20 protein-coding genes and 1 riboswitch are annotated in these 20,513 nt (G+C 47.4%); of the genes, 12 read left to right on the forward strand and 8 right to left on the reverse strand.

Annotation, left to right across the window (positions count from 1 at the left end; genetic code table 11):
- Window positions 1-73: 73 nt before the first annotated feature.
- The 3 genes from LSG37_RS02760 to LSG37_RS02770 all read right to left on the reverse strand — a co-directional run bounded on the left by LSG37_RS02760 (window position 74) and on the right by LSG37_RS02770 (window position 2,918).
- Window positions 74-1,750 (reverse strand): flagellar assembly protein A, encoded by a 1,677-nt coding sequence (locus tag LSG37_RS02760; protein WP_233078327.1) that lies wholly within the window; start codon window positions 1,748-1,750, stop codon window positions 74-76.
- 99 nt (window positions 1,751-1,849) lie between these two features.
- Window positions 1,850-2,185 (reverse strand): hypothetical protein, encoded by a 336-nt coding sequence (locus tag LSG37_RS02765; protein WP_233078328.1) that lies wholly within the window; start codon window positions 2,183-2,185, stop codon window positions 1,850-1,852.
- 64 nt (window positions 2,186-2,249) lie between these two features.
- A complete protein-coding gene (locus LSG37_RS02770) occupies window positions 2,250-2,918 on the reverse strand; it encodes a DUF2982 domain-containing protein (protein ID WP_233078329.1) in 669 nt (222 codons plus the stop codon).
- A gap of 334 nt (window positions 2,919-3,252) precedes the next feature.
- Between LSG37_RS02770 and LSG37_RS02775 the strand changes: the two genes are divergently transcribed.
- From LSG37_RS02775 to LSG37_RS02785, 3 genes are all read left to right on the forward strand, one after another.
- Window positions 3,253-4,182: an efflux RND transporter periplasmic adaptor subunit gene (locus LSG37_RS02775; protein ID WP_233078330.1), complete on the forward strand. Its 930-nt coding sequence runs from the start codon at window positions 3,253-3,255 to the stop codon at window positions 4,180-4,182.
- A 2-nt stretch (window positions 4,183-4,184) separates the two neighbouring features.
- Window positions 4,185-7,298 (forward strand): efflux RND transporter permease subunit, encoded by a 3,114-nt coding sequence (locus LSG37_RS02780; protein ID WP_233078331.1) that lies wholly within the window; start codon window positions 4,185-4,187, stop codon window positions 7,296-7,298.
- Between the two features lie 182 nt (window positions 7,299-7,480).
- On the forward strand, window positions 7,481-9,088 hold the full coding sequence (locus LSG37_RS02785) for an L-lactate permease (RefSeq protein ID WP_233078332.1): 1,608 nt from the start codon (window positions 7,481-7,483) through the stop codon (window positions 9,086-9,088).
- Here the strand turns inward: LSG37_RS02785 and LSG37_RS02790 are convergent.
- Window positions 9,078-9,797, reverse strand: coding sequence for a substrate-binding periplasmic protein (locus tag LSG37_RS02790; protein ID WP_233078333.1), 720 nt, complete (start codon window positions 9,795-9,797; stop codon window positions 9,078-9,080). The two genes, LSG37_RS02785 and LSG37_RS02790, sit on opposite strands and share 11 nt — an antisense overlap.
- A gap of 208 nt (window positions 9,798-10,005) precedes the next feature.
- Window positions 10,006-10,167: riboswitch (cobalamin riboswitch) on the forward strand.
- A 105-nt stretch (window positions 10,168-10,272) separates the two neighbouring features.
- On the opposite strand from LSG37_RS02790, the gene LSG37_RS02795 reads away from it, so the two are divergent.
- From LSG37_RS02795 to LSG37_RS02835, 9 genes are all read left to right on the forward strand, one after another.
- A complete protein-coding gene (locus LSG37_RS02795; protein ID WP_233078334.1) occupies window positions 10,273-11,058 on the forward strand; it encodes an ABC transporter ATP-binding protein in 786 nt (261 codons plus the stop codon).
- A complete protein-coding gene (locus tag LSG37_RS02800) occupies window positions 11,055-12,053 on the forward strand; it encodes a FecCD family ABC transporter permease (RefSeq protein WP_233078335.1) in 999 nt (332 codons plus the stop codon). The genes LSG37_RS02795 and LSG37_RS02800 overlap by 4 nt, the downstream gene beginning before the upstream one ends.
- A gap of 27 nt (window positions 12,054-12,080) precedes the next feature.
- On the forward strand, window positions 12,081-13,133 hold the full coding sequence (cobT, locus tag LSG37_RS02805) for a nicotinate-nucleotide--dimethylbenzimidazole phosphoribosyltransferase (protein WP_233078336.1): 1,053 nt from the start codon (window positions 12,081-12,083) through the stop codon (window positions 13,131-13,133).
- Window positions 13,130-13,915 carry an adenosylcobinamide-GDP ribazoletransferase gene (locus LSG37_RS02810; RefSeq protein WP_233078337.1) on the forward strand — a complete coding sequence of 262 codons (786 nt, stop codon included), beginning with the start codon at window positions 13,130-13,132 and terminating at the stop codon, window positions 13,913-13,915. Before cobT ends, LSG37_RS02810 begins: the two co-directional genes overlap by 4 nt.
- Entirely contained in the window at window positions 13,912-14,442 is a 531-nt protein-coding gene (cobU, locus tag LSG37_RS02815) for a bifunctional adenosylcobinamide kinase/adenosylcobinamide-phosphate guanylyltransferase (RefSeq protein ID WP_233078338.1), read from the forward strand. Before LSG37_RS02810 ends, cobU begins: the two co-directional genes overlap by 4 nt.
- Entirely contained in the window at window positions 14,429-15,031 is a 603-nt protein-coding gene (locus tag LSG37_RS02820; RefSeq protein WP_233078339.1) for a histidine phosphatase family protein, read from the forward strand. Before cobU ends, LSG37_RS02820 begins: the two co-directional genes overlap by 14 nt.
- Before the next feature lie 21 nt (window positions 15,032-15,052).
- Window positions 15,053-15,664: a cob(I)yrinic acid a,c-diamide adenosyltransferase gene (gene cobO / locus LSG37_RS02825; protein ID WP_233078340.1), complete on the forward strand. Its 612-nt coding sequence runs from the start codon at window positions 15,053-15,055 to the stop codon at window positions 15,662-15,664.
- Complete coding sequence (locus tag LSG37_RS02830; protein WP_233078341.1) at window positions 15,661-16,518, forward strand: cobalamin-binding protein; 858 nt, start codon at window positions 15,661-15,663, stop codon at window positions 16,516-16,518. The genes cobO and LSG37_RS02830 overlap by 4 nt, the downstream gene beginning before the upstream one ends.
- 77 nt (window positions 16,519-16,595) lie before the next feature.
- Entirely contained in the window at window positions 16,596-17,249 is a 654-nt protein-coding gene (locus LSG37_RS02835; protein ID WP_233078342.1) for a DUF5610 domain-containing protein, read from the forward strand.
- A gap of 148 nt (window positions 17,250-17,397) precedes the next feature.
- Here LSG37_RS02835 and LSG37_RS02840 read toward each other — a convergent pair whose 3' ends face one another.
- From LSG37_RS02840 to LSG37_RS02855, 4 genes are all read right to left on the reverse strand, one after another.
- Window positions 17,398-18,318 carry a hypothetical protein gene (locus LSG37_RS02840; RefSeq protein ID WP_233078343.1) on the reverse strand — a complete coding sequence of 307 codons (921 nt, stop codon included), beginning with the start codon at window positions 18,316-18,318 and terminating at the stop codon, window positions 17,398-17,400.
- Window positions 18,281-18,658, reverse strand: coding sequence for a PH domain-containing protein (locus LSG37_RS02845; RefSeq protein ID WP_233078344.1), 378 nt, complete (start codon window positions 18,656-18,658; stop codon window positions 18,281-18,283). Before LSG37_RS02845 ends, LSG37_RS02840 begins: the two co-directional genes overlap by 38 nt.
- Window positions 18,659-18,735: 77 nt before the next feature.
- Window positions 18,736-19,476: an SDR family NAD(P)-dependent oxidoreductase gene (locus LSG37_RS02850; protein ID WP_233078345.1), complete on the reverse strand. Its 741-nt coding sequence runs from the start codon at window positions 19,474-19,476 to the stop codon at window positions 18,736-18,738.
- Window positions 19,473-20,474 (reverse strand): NAD(P)/FAD-dependent oxidoreductase, encoded by a 1,002-nt coding sequence (locus LSG37_RS02855; RefSeq protein WP_233078346.1) that lies wholly within the window; start codon window positions 20,472-20,474, stop codon window positions 19,473-19,475. Before LSG37_RS02855 ends, LSG37_RS02850 begins: the two co-directional genes overlap by 4 nt.
- Between the last annotated feature and the right edge of the window lie 39 nt (window positions 20,475-20,513).

Genomic DNA, 20,513 nt, shown 5'->3' on the forward strand with positions numbered 1-20,513 from the left:
TCAGAGAAAACAAAGCAAAAGGCAGGCCAGTTTTGTAGGAAAAAGCGACAAGACTGGTATCAGGAGCTGGCCGTTATAGGGATTCGACGACCACACCTTGTTCGGACAATCGTATGCGGGACGCTCCATACTCTTTTTTAGTTCTTAACACTTCATTGCCAAAACTGCTTTCCACACCGGCAAAAAGTTGCTGTGTCACTTCGATACAAACAGATAACAATAACTGCCGTCTTTGCTCTTCCAGCTGTTTAATATCCGCAATAAAAGCCGAAGCAATACTGCGATGTTCTTCAAATTCTTCGACCATAGCAGCCATTTGTTCTTGCACTGCCGGCGATTTATCCATCTGTTTAAGCTGGTCTACGTGCTGTTTCACCAGTTCCATTTCAGCTTTTAAACCCACTAAACTGGCGCGTAACACATTTTGCTTTTCAATCAATGGGTCCATTTGCTTGTTCAGCGTTATCTGTAACAAACTGCCGGACGGAGCCCCAAGATTACCGCAGCGCAAGCCATTTCCCAGATAATAACGACCACCGACAATTTTTCCATTGGCTTTTTCTTCAGTACCAGCCAATACCGAATCCGCTTCAACCTGACAATGCAGCAATTGTTTGGCCACCGTCAGACGACCTTCGCATTTGATGCTGGCATATTGCGCCAAAGTGCAGTGTACGTTGCCTTTGGCTCGCACTTGCGTACTCAGCACAGTATCTGCACCCACTTCGCTGACCTGATGGCCAATGATGGCACCGCCTATGGTGATATCACCACCGGACTCAATCAGTTCGCCTTCAAAGATACCTTTGACAAACACATTGCCGCCAGCAATCACTTTCATCGCTTCAGCGACATCGCCGTTAATAACCACAGCGCCTTTAAAAATAATATGACCCGAACCTGCATCTACTTTATTAATGACAAAAACTTCGTCCACAGCAACGCAGTTATCCAGTAAACGTGGCATGCCGTCACGACTGGCTACTAATAAATCAGGGTTATCAGCAGACACGGCAGAACCTTCTGCTGTGCCCCAGGGTAATTGTTGACCATCAAGCGCAGACAAACGAGTGCCAGTAACAGTCATCCCCTCTTTGCCTTTTGTTGGAGGATGACGACGCATCAGCGCTTCACCGGTTTTCACCGAAGCAATAGCACCAAAGTCGCGTAAATCTACCTTGCCTTCAGAACGGGCTATAGGTTGTTTGCTGCGGTTGGACATGTCGCGGATCAATAGCTCGAATACAGAATCACGGCCTGGCGTCGGTAATTTGCCTGCCGCTATTTCGGCGCTGATTTTGCTACCAGGTTCTGCCCGGCTGGCCTGAGCCACTAACTGAAGAATTTGTTCTTTCTGGAAACCAAAAACTATACCTGCTTCTTGTCCGGCCTTGACAGCCTCGTTGGCAGAAACAGGATTACCGCCGTATGCAGCAGTGATTTCTGCAGTAGCGAGCATAGCGTCGCTGCTGATTTCTACTTTTAATTGGGCGTGTATACGTTCAGCAACTTTGTATTTTAATACATGGCCTTCGGCCTGCAGCTGTTGTTTGATTTTTTGCTGGATTTGCTGGTATTCCAGCAACAGATTTTTGATCTGGTCCTGCAGCAGCAAACAACGGCCATAGCCCGCTTGCTGCAATTGCGCTTTTAACAAGTCAGCAGTCAGATTTGTCTGAGTGACGGGCATGTGAATAAAGACTAAATCGTCTTTGAGGCTGAATTGACACGCTAACACGTTTACTGTCACAAGCAATTACCACTTTATAGAGCAAGCCGCCACTACAACAAATTCATCAGGCATGAGAACTATCTATGCCCGGATTCAGGATTTGTGCCTAATAACTATTTAAATATAGTTCTCTTGGTGGATACGGATAAATAAATCTGTTCCCGCTTTGCTGTAATCTACTTTGTACTCTTTATTATTCAGCGCCTGCACAAATAACAAGGTCTTGTTTTCGCTAAATACGTCTGAACTGGCGATATCGACCAACTCCAGATAACGGGCTTTGGCGTCCACTTTGCTGGAAGGGACTTCTTCAGTAAATATTTTCACACCATGGCGAGTCGCCACAATCACCGGATCACCAGTATCATTAACAATAACTAAATCCACTTTTTTCTGCTTGTGGATCAAGGTGTTACGTCCACTGACTAAAAATGCTTTTTCGTAATTATTCATAACTGAAATACCGTTTTTAATTTTATTTTATAGCGCCATTATGATACAGACGCACATCAAGTGTCTAGGTGACTGTATTGTTTAAACATTGTAACCGGATTTGATTCACTTTGCGGCAAAAATCAGCAGGTTCAGTGCCTATAGAAGTTATTGGAATAAACAGATCAAAGCCGGTTAATTGCCGCAATAATTGCATGCGTCGGGCAAACATTGCAATAGCCCCTTTGTAGCTGCGTACTGCAGTCCTGTATTCACCTACTTCAATTAACAGATCTGAAGGGCAAGTACCGGTTGGGCAATTGCGGCCTAAGGCCGCGATAAGCAGGTGGCGCTGTTCCACCATCAGATTAACAGCCAGACGAGGCTGCAGTTGTAGCAAGAACTCATCATAGTCACGCAATTTCACGCCTACATAAGCTAATTCTTCTCCCGCAAGCTCGGGAATGGCGATAAAAGACAACCCCTGCCACGGCACAAACCAACGGCCTTTATGATGCACATAAGCAAAACCTTGTTGGTCCAACTCTATCACATACAAAGGTTCTGTAAGTTTGGCATAGCCAGCGAACAGGCCTAACAGACAACAGATCAGCAATAACACCCAAGCCGTGCTATGCAGCAGATCGGGGATCAGCAGTAACAACAACAGCCATAACAGCAAAGCTGCACTGCTGAATAACAGGGTTTTGACGCCACCTCTGGCTGTAGCTGCTCTGTACTGGAGTTTTTCCATTAATCCATATACCAAAAATAAAAGGCCGCCATCAGCACAACCCAGACGATATAAAAGCGCATATTGTGGCAAAACTCACACTTTTGTTCCGACATTCGCTCCTCCGATACGACCAACACCTGAGTCATTGCGATAACCAGTGAACTGTGTTGGCTAATATTCCCTACAATAAAGCCCATTATTTAAAGAGTACCAGACTGGAGTTACCGTGACGCAAAAAAATTCGCGCCTGATATGGGTTTTACTAATTGGCATGTCCGCATTTGTTGTCTTTCTTTTTCTTCAAAATCAATCACCTGCAGAAGAGCAAAAAGCGACAAATTCAGCCACTTTAGTGACGACTCAAGTAGTCAGTCCTTCTGCCTTAGTACGTCAGGTCACTAGCCTCGGTACTGCTCTTGCGAATGAGTCAGTGCAAATCGTGACGAACACCAGTGACTACCTGACAGCATTGCATATCAATGAAGGTCAGCGTGTTGAAAAAGGCCAATTAATTGCACAGTTAAATGATGTGGAAGAACGCGCCCGTGTTGCCGAATTGTCTGCCTCTTTGCTGGATCAAAAACGCCAGTTAGACAGGGTGAAAAATCTGGCAAAAACTCAGGCCACAGCTCAGTCTTTACTAGACGAACAACAAACCAGAGTAAACACCACCCAGGCTCAGCTCGATGCGGTCAAAGCCCGTTTAAATGAAATGACCATTCGCGCCCCTTTTAGTGGTGTGCTGGGTTTACGTCAGGTCAGTGAAGGCGCGTATTTAACTTCTGGCACAGTGCTGACCACGCTGGATGATTTAAACCTCATTCGACTGGAATTTAGTGTGGCTGAATATTATCTGGCTCAGTTGAAACCCGGTATGGCCGTTAACTCCAGCAGTGTTGCTTACCCTGGCAAAGTATTTACTGGTCAGATCAAGGCTATTGATACCCGTTTAGACCCTGTCACCCGCTCTGTGAAAGTGCATGCTTTAGTGCCTAACGAGCAACTGGAATTACGTCCAGGCATGTTGCTGAATGTGGGAGTGACATTGGATGAACTGCAAGCGCTGCAAATTTCAGAAAAGGCTATAGTGCCGTTACAGAATAAGCATTACGTCTTTGTGGTGAACAAAGACAACAGCGTGACACAAACCGAAGTTCAGTTAGGCCAGCGTATGCCGGGTCTGGTGGAGATAGTGTCTGGTCTGAGCTCAGGTGATGAAGTGGTGATTGAAGGCACCACCAAAATTCGCTCTGGTTCATTGATCACTAAAGTGGGGCAATAAACATGTGGCTTTCAGACGTTTCGGTCAAAAGGCCGGTTTTTGCCACAGTAGTGAATCTGATTTTACTGATTTTCGGTATTGTCTGTTTCACTATGCTGCCACTGCGTGAATTCCCGGATATTGATGCGCCTATAGTGACAGTCAGTACCGACTACCCTGGCGCTTCCGCAGAGATTGTTGAGACCAAAATCACTCAGCCTATTGAAGACAGGATCTCGGGTATTGAGGGCATCAAAAACATCAGTTCCAACAGTCGTGATGGCCGTTCTAATGTCACCATCGAATTTAATGTCAATCGTGACATCGATGCAGCAGCCAATGATGTGCGCGAGCGGGTGTCGCGGATTCTGGACAACCTGCCGGACCAGGCTTTCCCACCTGAAGTATTTAAAGCAGACGGAGACGATGACACTATTGCCTGGTTTGTGCTGAACAGCGAAACCATGACCAACCTGGAATTATCCGACTACGCCGACCGTTACATAGTCGAGCGTTTTTCAGTAGTAGATGGTGTGGCCCGAATTCAAATTGGCGGCGAACGCCGTTATGCAATGCGGTTGTGGCTGGATAAAGATGCGATGGCCGCCCGTGGTGTCACAGTACAGGATATTGAAACTGTGCTGCGCGCAGAGAACGTTGAGCTGCCCGCCGGTAACATCAAATCTGAAGACCGGAACTTTACCGTTCGGGTAGTGCGTACTTACAAAACACAACAGGACTTTAACCGTTTAGCCATTAAACGGGGTGAAGACAATTATCTGGTGCGTTTGGGCGAAGTGGCTCAGGTGATTTTAAGCTCGGAAGACGAAGAAAACGAATTCCGCGGTGATGGTAAAAACCTGCTGGGTATCGGCATTATCAAGCAGTCCAAAGCCAATACGCTGGATGTAGTGAAAAATGCCAGGGCAGAAATGGAAAAAGTAAAAGCCATTTTACCCGCTGGCACTACGATTGAACCAGGCTACGACTCCTCCTTGTTTATCGCTGAATCGATCAAAGAGGTCTACAACACCTTAGGTATTGCCATGGGTATGGTGGTGCTGGTGATCTTCCTGTTCCTGGGGAATTTACGCGCAACCTTTATTCCTGCTGTCACTGTGCCTGTGGCCTTAGTTGCCGCTGTGACTGTGCTGTACGCTTTGGATTTTTCCATCAACTTATTAACCTTGCTGGCTATGGTGCTGGCGATAGGTTTAGTCGTAGATGACTCCATTGTTGTTTTAGAAAACATCTATCGCCGTATTGAAGAAGGCGAACATCCGCTTTTAGCATCGTACCGTGGTGCCCGAGAAGTAGGTTTTGCAGTAGTAGCTACTACTTTGGTACTTATTTCTGTCTTTGTGCCGCTGGTGTTTATGCAAGGTGAACTGGGCAAACTCTTTACTGAGTTTGCCTTAGCAGTAGCTGCCGCTGTGGTGTTCTCTGGTATTACAGCATTAACGCTGTCCCCTATGCTGGCCAGTAAATTACTGACCCATAAAAAACGTGAGTCCCGTTTCAGCGCCGCTATGCACAAAGGCTTCGCGAGACTGGAAACAGGTTACCGTAATCAACTGAATGGCGTGATGAATTATCGTTGGCCTACGCTCGCTGTGTTAGTGCTGAGCTTTGTGGCGACTCTGCTGCTGCTAAAACTCATTCCTTCTGAACTAGCACCGCAAGAAGACAGAGGAACCTTTTTTGTCAATATGAGTGGTGCTGAAGGCGCAAGTTACGGCAACAACAGCAGGAATATGCGGCTGATTGAAGACATTTTGATGCCCTACTACGAAACAGGTGAATTTAACCGCTTGTTGATCAGGGTTCCTGGCTGGGGTAACTCAGGAGGCGTAGCCATCATTGGCACTGAAAACTGGACCAACGGAAAAAGACGGACCTCAGAGCTGATGCAGGAAGTCAGCGGTAAGCTGAACGAATTGCCAGACGTAAAAGCTTTTACCTTTATGCGCAGTGGCTTAGGTGGCGGTCGTGGCGGTGGTCGTCCTGTGCAGTTTGTTATTCAGGGCAATACCTATCAGGAACTTGTAGAGTGGCGTGACATAGTACTGGCCAAAGCCGCAGACAATCCAAATCTGCAAATGCTGGATCATGACTACAAAGAAACAGTGCCTCAGGTGCTGGTTGAAATTAACAGCGAACGGGCTGCCGATTTAGGTATCTCAGTGGGTGCTGTGGGTCAGGCGCTGGAAGCTATGCTGGGCGGCCGCAGGGTCACAACTTTCCTCGACAGAGGCAAAGAATATGATGTGATACTGGAAGGTGAAGACAAAGATTTTGCGCAACCCGGCAGTATCAGCAATGTCTATGTGCGCTCTACTCAGTCTGGCCAGTTGGTGCCGCTGGATAACTTAGTCACGTTAAAAGAAGCGGCAACGACATCCAGCCTGAACCGTTATAACAGGATGCGCAGTATTACTATCACAGCCAATCTGGCACCAGGTTACAGCTTAGGTGAAGCTTTGGAGTTTTTAGAAACCACTGTCAGAGAAAATATCGAAGCGCCGGTGGGGATAGACTACAAAGGTGAGTCATTGCTGTTTAAAGAAAGTGGTGAGTCCACAGTGCTTATTTTTGCGCTGGCGCTTTTGATCACCTACCTGGTATTGGCCGCTCAGTTTGAAAGTTTTATCCATCCTTTTGTGATCATGCTGACAGTACCGCTGGGTTTAGTGGGTGCTTTAGCAGGTCTGTATTTAGCAGGTATGACGCTGAATATATACAGTCAAATAGGCTTGGTGATGCTGATAGGTTTGGTGGCGAAAAACGGTATTTTAATAGTCGAATTTGCCAACCAGCTGCGTGACGCCGGAGTAGAGTTTGAAGAAGCCATTAAACGGGCTTCCGCCTTGCGTTTACGCCCTATTGTGATGACAGCTTTTACCACTGTATTCAGCGCCATTCCGTTGATTGTCACGACTGGTCCGGGCTCAGAAAGCCGGATGGTGATAGGGATGGTGATTTTCGCTGGCGTAGGTGTCGCCACTTTGCTGACGATTTATGTAGTGCCTGTGGCTTATATGGTATTGGCCCGCAATACAGGCTCACCGCAGGCTATCAGTAAGCAATTGGAACAACTGGACTCTGAAGCGCCAGCCAAATCAGAACAGCCTCACTAAGCCCTTCATCACAGCCTCTGCACTCTTTATAGTGCTGCAGAGGCTGTTCTTTACCCGGTTGATACCCCTGTTTATGTTCTTTGCCAACACAATTCATTAGTCTTTGTTATAGATCTGGTTTATTCAGTTAAAAATCAGCTACCTTAGCCACAGACATATAGTGCTGAAGGGAACAAAGGACAATGGATTACTGGCTGCTGGTTTGCGCACTTTTTCCTGTGCTGAGCGTGTTTCTTTTTCTGGTGATCTTACGCTGGCCTGCCCGTAAAGCTATGCCCTTGTGTCTGCTGGGAACTGCGGTTCTCAGTGCCACTTTATGGGCTGTACCAGCTTTACACATTGCTGCCAGTGTAGCTGAAGGTCTGGTGATCGCCGCCACTGTGTTGTGGGTGGTGTTTGGCGCTTTATTGCTGCTGAACCTGCTGGAAAACAATGGCAGTTTTTTACTGATCCGCCGTGGTTTTGCCAGCATCTCCAGCGATCAGCGTATTCAGTTATTGTTTGTTGGCTGGTTACTGGTGGCATTTTTGGAAGGGGCTGCAGGTTTTGGTACTCCGGCTGCTATAGCCGCACCCTTGCTGATTGCTTTGGGCTTCAAACCTCTGGCTGCTGTGGTACTAACCTTAATTGCAGATTCAGTGCCTGTGTCTTTTGGTGCCATTGGCACTCCGGTGCTGGTTGGATTAACCAATGGTTTACCCGGTGTGTCGCCTGAGCTTATTCAACAAAGCGCTGTGATGGCGGCCAGTATTGATTTGTTTTGCGCCAGTTTAATACCAGTTTTGATGTGCATGCTGTTATGCCGTTTTTTTAGTGATAGCCCAAGCTGGCGTTCGGGTTTAGCTATTGCACCATTGGCTTTTTTATCCGGTCTTTGTTACAGCCTGCCCGCCTTTTTGGTGGCCCGTTATCTTGGACCTGAGTTTCCGTCTTTGTTGGGTGCTTTGTCTGGCTTGATGTTACTGAGCCTATTGGTGCGTTTTGGTATAGCTGTACCCGCTGTGGTGTGGCGCTGCCAGCCTGAAGCGCAGGAAACAGCAACGGAAAACAGCACAGCATTGAGCAAACTCAGTGTATTCAAAGCCTGGGGCGCTTATGTGTTGCTGGCAACCTTATTGATCCTCAGCCGGCTGGAGTTTTTGCCTTTTAAAGCAATGCTGCAGGCTGTCGAATTACAGTGGGCAGACATTTTTGGTTCTACCTTATCCGCCACTGTACAACCTTTGTATTTGCCAGGAAGCTTATTTGTGCTGACCGTCTTAGTGCTACTGCCATGGCAAACAAAGCGTCGCCAACTGCTGTATAAAGCGACTACTGAAAGTTTAAGCAGGATCTGGCCTGCAGCTATTACTCTGGCAAGCGCTGTGCCTATGGTGCGATTGTTTTTACATTCAGACCTGAACAGCGCTGAATTGCCTGCTATGCCTATGTATCTGGCCGCCATTGCCAGCGAACATCTGGCAGATATCTGGTTATGGTGTGCGCCCTGGGTCGGTGCTTTGGGTTCCTTTATTGCCGGTTCTGCGACCTTTTCTAATCTGATGTTTGCCAGTATGCAGCAACAACTGGCTACAGACTCAGAACTGCCGCTGCAATTGGTGCTGGCATTGCAAATGCTGGGAGCCAATGCAGGCAATATGCTGTGTGTAGTCAACGTCGTTGCTGCCGCTTCAGTGGTCAGATTAACAGGTCAGGAAGGTCAAATTATGCGCTTCACTCTAATCCCTATGGCGCTGTATTGTTTACTGGCAAGCACTGTTGCAGTGGTGATTTCAGGCTTTATAACCTAGCAGCAGGAGTCAGTGCATCAGCAGTTTTAGCCTGATAACGCTGCACTACTTTTGTTATTTCGCCCTGCTCATACAACTTCTGCCAGGCTTTTTGCAGTTTGATTAACATAGGTTTGGACAAGGTATTTTTACTGAAGCCAAAATACACCGGGCTTTGGTAGACCAGCACTAAAGGGTGGTATTTTTCTGCATTTTTATACCTTTGGTTCTGCCAGTAGTGCAGCACAGTGTCATCTTCTAATATCGCATTCACCCTGCCGGCCTCTAACAAAGCCAGCTTGTCCTGAATACTGCTGATACTGACTAACTGCCGGGCAAAAAAAGGATTTTGCTTAAGCAGTGCAAATTCTTCACCGTAATAAGCGCCAATCAATTCTGCAATGCGACCAAGGTCAACATTTTCACCTAAATCTTTTAACGTTTTGAATTTTGGCAATTTGGTAGGATTACCAATTAGCCACATGGACTCCATATGATGGGGGCCGACAAAAGAAAAGTCTTTTGTCCTGGCATCGCTGTAGGACAAATGACTAACAAAATCCAACTCTCCGGTTTTAATTTGTGCTAAAGCGCGCAACCAGGGAATATCTACAAGCTGCAATTCACAACCCACTTCAGTTGCAAGTAATTGTGCAAGTTCCACTGTCTGGCCCTGCCAACTTTGCTCTTTGAGCAGCAGATAGGGCGGAAAATTGGTTTCCGCAGCCATTCGCAAGACACACGCATGGGCCAGTCCAGAATACAACAGAATCCAAAGCAACAATCCCTTCAGCATCAAAGATCCTATGGGTTAGATCAGACAATTCTACTATGACTCTACTATTGCACGGCCTGAGCCGCTTTGCCAGAGATGGCGAGCAGAGGATAAACAAAAGCCAGGGCTTTGTGCTGACGTTTGCCCTCCCGCTCTGATACACTGCGCTGGTTTTGTTGAAGGTGTTCTGCAAAAGCGAATAGCTCATGCAGGAACTTAAAAGGGAAACAGGTGGAAGTCCTGTACTGTACCCGCAACTGTAAGCCGCTGTTGACCTGTCAACAGGCTGGCAAGTCAGATGTCCTGCCTTTACAAACCTCAGGCGTTGCAACTCATTGCAGCACACAGTGCGGGCTTACACTGTGCCGGAACTCTGTGGCTTTGTTGCTGCTTGTCCTGGTCCCTGCCCGTTTTTTAATGGAGCGTTTCAGTGGGCCACACCCCGGTTGTCGAATTTTTGCAGGTGCAGTTGCATATAGATCAGCAGCAGATTTTGACTGAGCTGACCTTTGCTATTGAGCAGGGTCAATTTGTTGGCTTGCTTGGCCCCAATGGCGCAGGAAAAACCAGTCTGTTACGACTGCTGCAAAAAGAATATCACCCATCTTCCGGCCAGATTAAGTTTAAAAATCAGCCTCTTGGCAGTTTTAACCAGTCTGAACTTGCGGCCAAAGTAGCCTTAGTCAGTCAGTTATCCGGCCCTTTATTTGATTTAACAGTGGCCGACGTGGTGCTGATGGGGCTTATTCCGCATAAAGCCTTGTGGCAAACCAATACAGAACAAGATCTGCTTCAGTTAAAGCAAAGCCTGAAATTGGTGGGGCTGGCAGATAAAGAGCGTCACTCCTTTGCCCATTTATCAGGGGGTGAACAACAACGGGTGTTATTGGCCCGCGCTGTGATGCAAAAACCTCTGTTGTTATTGTTAGACGAGCCCACCAACCATCTGGATTTGTATTATCAGCATCAGGTGTTGCGTATTGCCAAAGCGCTCTCTATTACAGTGATCGCCAGTATTCATGATTTAAACCTGGCTTCACGGTACTGCGACCGCTTGTTGCTGCTGAACAAAGGTCAACTGGTGGCTGATGGCACCGCAGAACAGGTGCTCACTCAAGAGCTGCTGACAGAGGTGTTCCGTATTCCTTGTTTAATCGATCAAAACCCTTTTGGTGATTGTCCCCGGGTTAGCTTTGGTTATAAGGACGACTTATGAGTAAAGTGTTATTAGCTGCCTTGCCTGTGCCCTTGCGCCTGTTGCTGGCAATAGCTTTGCTATTACTGGTGTGCTTTTGTGCATTAAGCACAGGTGCTGTGCCTATTTCTATCAGCGCATTGTTTGGTTTATCCCCTTTAGATGAAATGCAATCGACTGTACTGTGGCAACTGCGTTTCCCTCGTTTACTACTCGCCTTGCTGGCAGGTGCTGGTTTAGCTCTTTGTGGGGCTTTACTGCAAAATGCCAGCCGTAACCCACTGGCTGATCCTTATTTATTTGGCATAGTCTCAGGAGCTGCCTTAGGCGCCACCATTGCCACTATAGTGGTGCCCGAATGGCAATTGCTCACGCCACTGTTCGCCTTTTTTGGTGCTTTGCTGGCGGTGTTTCTGGTGTTGGTTATAGGTGCCAGTAGTCGCTGGCAGCGGCTGGAAAGTTTATTGCTTTGTGGCGTGGCTGTCAGCTTTATGCTCAGTGCCATCACGACGACCTTGTTGTATTTATCTGAACCTTTTGCTGCCAACCGCGTGATGTTTTGGCTGATGGGCAGTTTAAGTCAGGCCAGTCTGACTCATGTCGCTTTTATCAGCCCTTTGGTGTTTATCACCTTGCTGCTGGGTTTGTTGTATCGTCGTCAACTGGACGCTTTGGTATTAAGCGACGAAAGCGCCCGTAGTTTAGGAGTCAATGTCCAGCCTTTACGTTTAGTGATTTTGCTGCTTTGTGCTGCCGTCAGCGCTGCTATTGTGGCTTTTTGTGGTGGTATCGCCTTTGTCGGTTTGATGATCCCTCATCTGGTACGCTCTTTATTTGGCTTATCCAGCGTGGCTTTGTTACTGGGTTCAGTCTGGCTGGGCGCAGTGTTTTTAACAGGTGTGGACACCTTATCCCGCAGCCTATTACCCGAGCAGGAATTGCCCATAGGAGTGGTTACCTCAGCCATCGGCAGCCTGTTCTTTTTATCCATGTTATTTAAATACCGTCGCGGTTAAATGCTGATGAAAACGGAGTCGCTTGTTATGTTATTTGAAATACCTGCTTTAGATAAAACGGCGACGCCAGCTATACAGCAGCGTATTAATTTAAAAACTAAACCTGCCGGCGCTTTGGGTCTGCTGGAGACCTTGGCGTTACAGCTGGCCCTGCTGCAGAGCCCTAATAGCCGCTTATCGCTGAATAAACCCGTGCTGCTGATTTTTGCCGCTGATCATGGCATCAATACCCACGGCGTCAGCATAGCGCCAAGCGCAGTGACTCAGCAGATGGTGTTGAACTTTTTAGCAGGCGGCGCAGCTGCTAACTGTTTCTGCCGTGCTAATGACATTGAGCTTTTTGTGGTCGATGCAGGAATATTGCTGCCACTGCCGGATGCTGCAGGCTTAATTCAACACTCTTTAGGTTGCGGCACCGCAGATTTCAGCCAAGGCCAAGCCATGAGTCTGGCGCAGGTTGAAGCAGGTTTAGCTTTAGGTCGTCATGTTGCGCGGCAACAAATCCTGGCAGGCTGTGATTTACTGCTGTTAGGTGAAATGGGTATCGCCAATACCAGCAGTGCTGCAGCTTTATTGGCGGCGGCCACTGATTTGCCGGTTGAAACTTGTGTCGGTCGTGGCACTGGCATCAGCGATGCACAATTTGAACTAAAACAGGCTTTGATTAAGCAGGCGTTGCAGCGGCCTTATACAAAAGAGCCACTGTCGATACTCGCTGAATTTGGCGGCTTTGAAATAGTCCAGCTTTGTGGTGCTATTTTAGGTGCTGCTGCGCTGAAAAAACCTGTGCTGATTGATGGTTTTATAGTCTCGGTAGCTGCTTTATTGGCTTGTCAGATCGCCCCACATTGCCGTGATTATTTAATTTTTGCTCACCAAGGCGCTGAAGCTGGCCATCAGGCTGTGCTAAAAGCTTTAAACGCCACTGTGTTACTGGATTTAGGTTTACGTTTAGGCGAAGGCACAGGGGCGGCTTTGGCTGTGCCACTATTAAAAGCTGCCATCAGTTTTTACAACGATATGGCCAGTTTTGCCGACGCTGGAGTCACTCAAGTGGTGGAAGATGGAGCGCCAGAGTGATCGAGCTATTGCTGAAGTGGCCATACAAGCAATGGCAATTGTTTTGCCTGGCTTTATCGTTTTTCAGCCGAATTCCTGTGCCCGCATCCACCCCCTACAGCCCGGAACTATTGAATCAAAGCAGCCGCTATTTAAGTTTAGTGGGGCTAGTACTGGGTGCCCTGCAAGCTTTGGTTCTGGCTGGCACAGCTCAGGTGCTGCCCTTTTCTATTGCTGTGTTACTGGCCTTAATGGCAGGCCTGGTGCTGACCGGTGCTTTTCATGAAGATGGTTTGGCCGACACTGCGGATGGCTTAGGCGGTGGTTTAAGTCTTGAGCGTAAGCTGGAGATCATGAAAGACAGCAGAGTGGGCACTTATGGTCTGGTGGCGCTGTTATCCATTTTTTTGATCAAATGGCAAAGCCTGCAGGCTTTGGAGACAGAAGCCATCTGGGCTTTAGTGCTGGTGGCAGGATTATCGCGCGCCACTGCAGTCAGCGTCACTTTTGTATTGCCTTATCAGCAGCTTGATGCCGTCAGTAAAACCAAACCTATCGCGACTTCATTACAAAAACGTGCCTTGATTTGGATCTGGCTTTTTGTGTTACCCCTTTTATATTTTGTGCCTTTGTCTTTGGCCTTGTCTCTTCTCGCTACCTTATTGATCTGTTTTGCTTTGTTGTTTTTTTATTACCGCAGCCAACTACAAGGCTATACCGGCGATTTGTTAGGCGCAGCGCAACAAGTCACTGAACTGAGTTTATATCTGGTGTGGTTGATCTGGTGGAGACAGCAGGGATGACAAAAACACTGATTTTAGGCGGCGCGCGAAGTGGTAAATCCAGTCTGGCAGAAACTATTGCGAAGACATCAGAGCAAGTCACTTATATAGCCACAGCCACGGCTTTTGACGTCGAAATGAGCCAAAGAATAAAACTGCACCAGCAACAAAGACCCAAAGACTGGCGTTTACTCGAATGCCCTTTGTTACTCGCTGAAGCCTTGCAACAGCTTTCTGGTTCAGGCCAGACCGTATTGGTTGATTGCTTAACCTTGTGGCTGAATAATCAACTGTATCACCAACCAGAACAGGATTTCGCTTTGGCACGCCAGCAGTTGGCTGATGCAGTCAGTCAGTTCAATGGCAAGCTCATTCTGGTGAGCAACGAAGTAGGTATGGGGCTGGTACCTATCGGCGAGCTGAATCGTATTTTTGTTGATCAGCAAGGCTGGCTGAATCAGTTGATGGCAACAGTCTGTGAAAACGTGATTTTTGTTGCAGCCGGCCTACCCCTTTATTTAAAGCGAGGCGCTGATGCAGCAGATTGATTTAGTGCGCCATGGTCCTGTTGCTGGCCCAGCTGCGTTATACGGCTGGACTGATGTGCAACTTCAGCAGCAGTCCCCTACTTGTCTTGATTGGCTCTGTGCGCAGTCTTATCAGCATATCCTGAGTTCTCCACTACAACGCTGCCTTTTAAGTGCGGAAGCACAGGCAAAGCGCTTACAGCTGAAACTGAGCATTGAGCCCGATTTAAGAGAGATGAACTTTGGTCTTTGGGACGGAGTGCCTTTTGATCAGCAAAGCCCGCACTGGCCTGCGCAACAACAATTCTGGCAACAGCCTTTTGCGATCACGCCACCTGAAGGCGAATCTTTAACTCATTTTCAACAACGGGTTTTACGAGCTTTTGAATTGCACAGCAGCTCTCAATACGAGCAGCAGCACCCGCAGACTTTATGGTTAGTGCATGGCGGTGTGATCCGCCTGCTGCTGGCGAACTTATTAAATATCGACTTAAAACAAAGCCACTGGCTGCAGCAATTGTCCATAGCTTATGGCAGCGTCAGCCGGATCAGCCGTTATAACGAACAAAGCCCATGGCAAATCCACTGTATTGGCGGCGCTGGCTTTTAATTTTTTCAAAAGAGAGACGACATGACTGAACAAAAAACAGATGTAAAACAGCAAAACCATAAAAAGCGTCAGCAAAAACTGAAAGAGCAAGTTGATAGCCGAATCGCTGCCGCCAGCACCGATAAAGCTTTATTGTTAGTAATCACCGGCAATGGCAAAGGTAAATCCACCGCAGGTTTTGGCACAGTGGCCCGCGCCGTAGGACATGGTTTAAAAGCTGCCGTAGCGCAGTTTATTAAAGGCACATGGGACTGTGGTGAGCGCAATTTATTACAGCAACACGGTGTTGAGTTTGCCGTGATGAACACAGGTTTTACCTGGGATACTCAGGACAGAGCCGCCGATATTGCCGCCGCAGAACTGGTATGGGCTAAAGCCGAACAGTTTTTACAGGACGACAGTATTCAACTGGTGCTGCTGGACGAGCTGACCTATATGGTCAGTTACCATTACATTGATTTGGACAGAGTGGTCAAAGCACTGAATAACAGACCCTCAACTCAGCATGTAGTGATCACAGGCCGCGCCGCTCACCGAACTTTAATAGAGATGGCCGACACAGTCAGTGAAGTGCAGTCCATCAAACATGCTTTCGACTCTGGCATCCAGGTGCAAAAAGGAGTGGATTGGTGATTTATACCGCAAGGTATGTAGTAAGTTGCATGTTGTGCTGCTGCGCGCTATTTGCAGTACAAGCACAAGCCGAACCCGCTCAACGTATTATTGCGCTCTCTCCGCATTTAGTAGAGCAGCTGTATAGCATTGGCGTGGGTGACAAGATAGTTGGCACCACTGACCATGCCGACTATCCGCAACAGGCGAAAAACATTCCACGCGTTGGCAATTACGCTCAATTAAAGGTTGAAAGAATTCTGGCGTTAAAACCGGATCTGATTTTGGCATGGACTGACGGCAATCCACCGGCCGATTTAAATAAACTGCGGCAGTTTGGTTTAAATGTGGTGGACTCTAACCCATTGCTACTGACAGACATAGCCAAAGAGCTGCGTGTGTTAGGGCAACTTACAGGTGCAGTGGAAGCTGCAGAACAGCAAGCTCAGTTGATGGAACAAGGCCTGGCCGAGCTGCGTCAGAGCTACAGCACTAAAACAAAAGTTGTGGTGTTTTATGAGCTGTGGCAGCAGCCATTTTCGACCGTGGCGCAAAAAGCCTGGCCACAGCAACAACTGGAGCTTTGTGGAGCCTCAAACCCTTTTGCCACTGCCCTTGGGGATTATCCGCAGGTGAGTTTAGAGCATGTAGTCGCCAGTCAGCCGCAACTGATTATTCAGCCTGTTTCGGTCAATGAGCCACGCGCTTTACTCGACTGGAGCCGTTGGCCTGCTATTCCTGCTGTTAAATATCAACAGTTTAGCCAACCTGACTCAGATCTGGTACACCGCACCACAAGCAGAATGCTACAAGGCGTGCGGCAACTTTGCGCCGACATCGATAAAACCCGGCAATTTTTTGCCAAAAAGTCCTAAAGTTATTCAAGCACAAGCCGATAGCCTGATTAGTCAGAACTATACTGAACCTCACAAACACCCAAAGGGAGTGTGTTATGTCATCTGTTAACGGTGTCGGCTCGTCAAATACAGCAGCCCAGGCTCAAGCCAACAAAGCTGCTGAAACCACTGAAACGACCGAAGAGAAAAAACTTTCAGGCTATGAATCGTCACAGATGAATAAGCAAAAGCTGAATGCCACTATTATGGAAAATCAGCTGAAGCTAAGCACAGGTGATGACGATAACTCGATGCGGTTATTGTATAAAACGGCGCTTGAAGGCATTAACAGCGAACTGGAAGCCGAGTTTGGCCCTAATGCGGCTGAAAAAATTAAAAGCAGCGGTGTGGATACTTCACCACAAGCTACTGCGGATCGTATTGTTGGTTTTGCCACAGCCTTTTACCAAAAGTTTTCTGAGCAAAACCCGGATATGCCAGAAGAAGAACGACTGGATAAATTTATCGCCTTAGTGGGCGGTGGCGTCGATAAAGGTTTTGAAGATGCCCGCGGTATTCTGGATGGTTTGGGTGTACTGAATGGTAAAGTGTCTGACGATATCGACAGCACCTACTCCTTAATCCAGGACGGTTTTGCCAAATTCCGTGAAATGATTTTAAACCCTGATAAAACCACCGAAGATCAGGATATTACTGAGTCGGTTGCCGTCAATACGGGCAGCGAACTGCGGTTTTCGGTGAAAGTGTAACTTTATTTGCTGTTGTAACTACTCCTGATAAGCTGGTTTCAGTTAAGCCTTGAAGCCAGCCGTTTATACACTGGTCTTACGTGGTGAAGACCAGTTTTTTTCTTTGCGTCTTGTCCAAAACCAAGCTCGTCTGGTTATAAAAATAACCCTATCTACTGCTTAAGCCGGTTTTAATCAAACGTGCAGGTTTTTGTTTACCCGCTTCTTCGCTGATCCAAATCTGTTGCCACTGGTCAATACAAAGCCCTTCTACCTGACCTTGAGTTGGCAGTGTTTGCACTTCCAGTAATTGAAACTGTGCATCATAGCGGGCTATTTGCGCCTGAAACCCTGAGTTGGTGATGTAAGCCCAGATGGCTTTATAAGGATTGGTATAGCCCACCAGCCACCATTGTTCAGTGCTGCTGTTGAAGCTGGCGTCTGTGACTAAAAAATCAGGTGCTTGTAAAGGTAAAGCCTTCCCTAACGCTTGAAACTTTAAGCTGGGATCAAGCCGATAACGCTGAGGCTGCTGGCTGGCCCAGCTTTTGCTGATCAACCATAAAGCTCCCTGCTGATAGACCAGAGCTTCAAAATCCAGATCGTGCTGGTATGCTTTTAGCGCACCTTGTTGTGGCAAGGTGATTTCCAAAGTCACAGGCTGATAAGGCTGCTTTAACATACGCCAATCCAGCGGTATTTTGTGGATCAATACACTGGTACGTTTACCCGCATTATTACCCGTATCAGCCAGGTACAAAAATTGACCATCCGAGGTAATGGCTTCCCAGTCGATATTCCTTACCGACAATTCCAGTTGTTGCAGAATTTGCCCTGCAGCATTAAAACGATACAGCACAGGTAAACCACCGGAATCGTTAAAGCTGACAAACTCATCGCCCATACAAAGCAGCCCTGAGCTTTCTGACAGTTCTACCGGCAGGTCCACAGCATTAAATTCTGGTTTTGGTGCTGAGGCGCAACCAAACAGGCTTAGCGCAAGCAGCAGCACAACAGCCCGTCGGAGCACTCTGAAGAATTTCATAAAGCGGTTAACGGCAGCAATACAAAGCCAGCGCTTTTTGTACATCTAAAATGGAGCCGTCTTTGTTAAAGGTTTTAGTAATAGGCGTGTCTGTACTGCTTAACCAGATATGTAAGTCAGATTCCAGATCAAAGTGGCCTTTAGTTTCAGCGCTGAACCGCACTACAGAGCGATAAGGTATCGACATAAATTCTTTTTTAGAGCCCGTGATCCCTTGTTTATCGACCAATATCAAACGTTTGTCAGTAAAGACGATCAGGTCACGTATCACTTTATAGGCTTGCTGCAATTTTTCGTCTGGTAATAAAATCTGGTTGAACTCTTCTTCAACGTCAGCTAAATCAATTTGACCTGCATTGCCTAATAAACCACTAAAAAGTCCCATTTTTATTCCTTATCCGAGCGCTTCGCTGAAACAGCCTAAATGCTGAGCTTATCCCTGCCTTGAACCAACAGCAAGGGTTAAAAACTCAGAACACTGCCATCCCAATTCAGCAACATGCCACTTTGCTCTGAGTGAAGCTGTTGCGCAACCGCAGCCAGGTATGCAGCAGTCTGGGCCGGAGTTTTCAGCTGCCCTTGTGGTAAATTACGCTGAAAAGGCGCAGATAAAGCAGAATCAGTAGTTCCCGGGTGCAAAGTAACCAAGGCCGCCGTTTTATTACTGCGCTCCAGCTCTATGCTTGCTGTTTTAACCCATTGATTTAACGCTGCTTTTGCAGAGCGGTAACTGTACCAGCCTCCCAGTTGGTTATCACTGATACTCCCCACTTTAGCGCTCAATTGCAGATAACGAAGCTGAGGCGTTTTTGTTAAGTAGGGCCAGAGCCCTTGCAAATAAAACACCGGCAGCTCCAGATTCAGCAACAAGGTTTTGCGCAATAACAGTGCTGAGCTTTGGCTTAAGCTTTTTTCTGGCAAGAGTTTGGCTTCGCCGCCCTGATGCAACCAACCAATACAGTTAAACATAAGACTCACCTGATGCTGCTGCAATGTGTTGATCACCGAACTGAAAAAGTCCTGATGCCTTGCCCAGTCCGTGGCATCCGTCAAATCAGGCGCTGTCATCAACAGAAGTTTAGGATCACTAAAATCTGCGGCATAGCGGGATAACCAAATCACCTGCTCGCCCTGCTGCAGATAGTGTTGTGCCAAAGCAGAACCTATAGCACTACTGGCGCCAATGATAAGTACTGCACTCATACAGTCTCCTGTTGCAGCTTGTAGTTGTGAATAATAGCCTGCGCCAGCTTTAAACCAGCCAAATATGCATTTTCAACACGCCCGCCATAACTCCAGTCTCCACCAATCCAGAGTTGTTGATCAGGTAAAGTAATTAAACCTGGCGCTGGAACCTGATCATTTTGGCTTGCATAAAGCCAACGATGCGCCACAAGAGGCTCAATATTTTGCTGTATTTTCAGTTCTTCACTCAAAATGACTCTCGCTTCAGCAAACCAGAACTCAGGTGGCTTGTGCAGGTGTTCAGCACTGAAAGCTGCATTAAAATGCAGGATATAACAGGAGTTCCGCCCAGTTTTGTGTTGCTGATGGCTAATGAATCTTAATTTTGGATGCTGGCAGAAAATAGCATCCCCTGCAGGCGATGCATCTGCCTGCATAGCGACAGCCCAGCAAGGTTCCAACAAGGTAGTTGCATCATGAAACAACTCTGGTAACCGACTTTGCTTCAGTAATTGCTGAGCCTGAACCGGAGGAAGAGTCAAAAGCACAGCATCAAAATCTGTGTAACTTAAACCCGTCTCGCAAACTAATGTCCAGCGCTTCTGGCTAAGTTCGAGCTTTTGAATTCTGCAACTTGTGATCAAAGGAATATCTTGCAATAAGGCATTTAACGGGCTTTGCATCGAAGGTATGCCGATAAAACGTGCTTGGTCGTCAGTTGAATTTTTGAGGGATGAATGACCATCTTCATTACACAACAGCGCGGTATTGCACGCCCAGACGCCTGCTTTACCTGCCTCAAGCCAGAGTTGAACTTGCTGCTTAAATTCTTCGCTTCGGGCCGTGAAATATTGAGCGCCCATATCCAGATAGCCCTGTTCCGTCCTTTTGCTGCTCATGCGCCCGCCTGCTGAACGGCCTTTATCAAACACAGTAACCTGATAGCCCTGTTCCATAAGCGTCGCTGCCGCTGCTGCACCTGTCAGCCCCGCCCCTATAACTGCTATTTTTTTCATCGTCGCTTTTCTTTTGAACTGGTAACAGATTTACGCTGT

It is taken from the genome of Rheinheimera soli (assembly GCF_021290985.1).
In the GTDB taxonomy this organism is placed as follows: Bacteria; Pseudomonadota; Gammaproteobacteria; order Enterobacterales; family Alteromonadaceae; genus Pararheinheimera; species Pararheinheimera soli.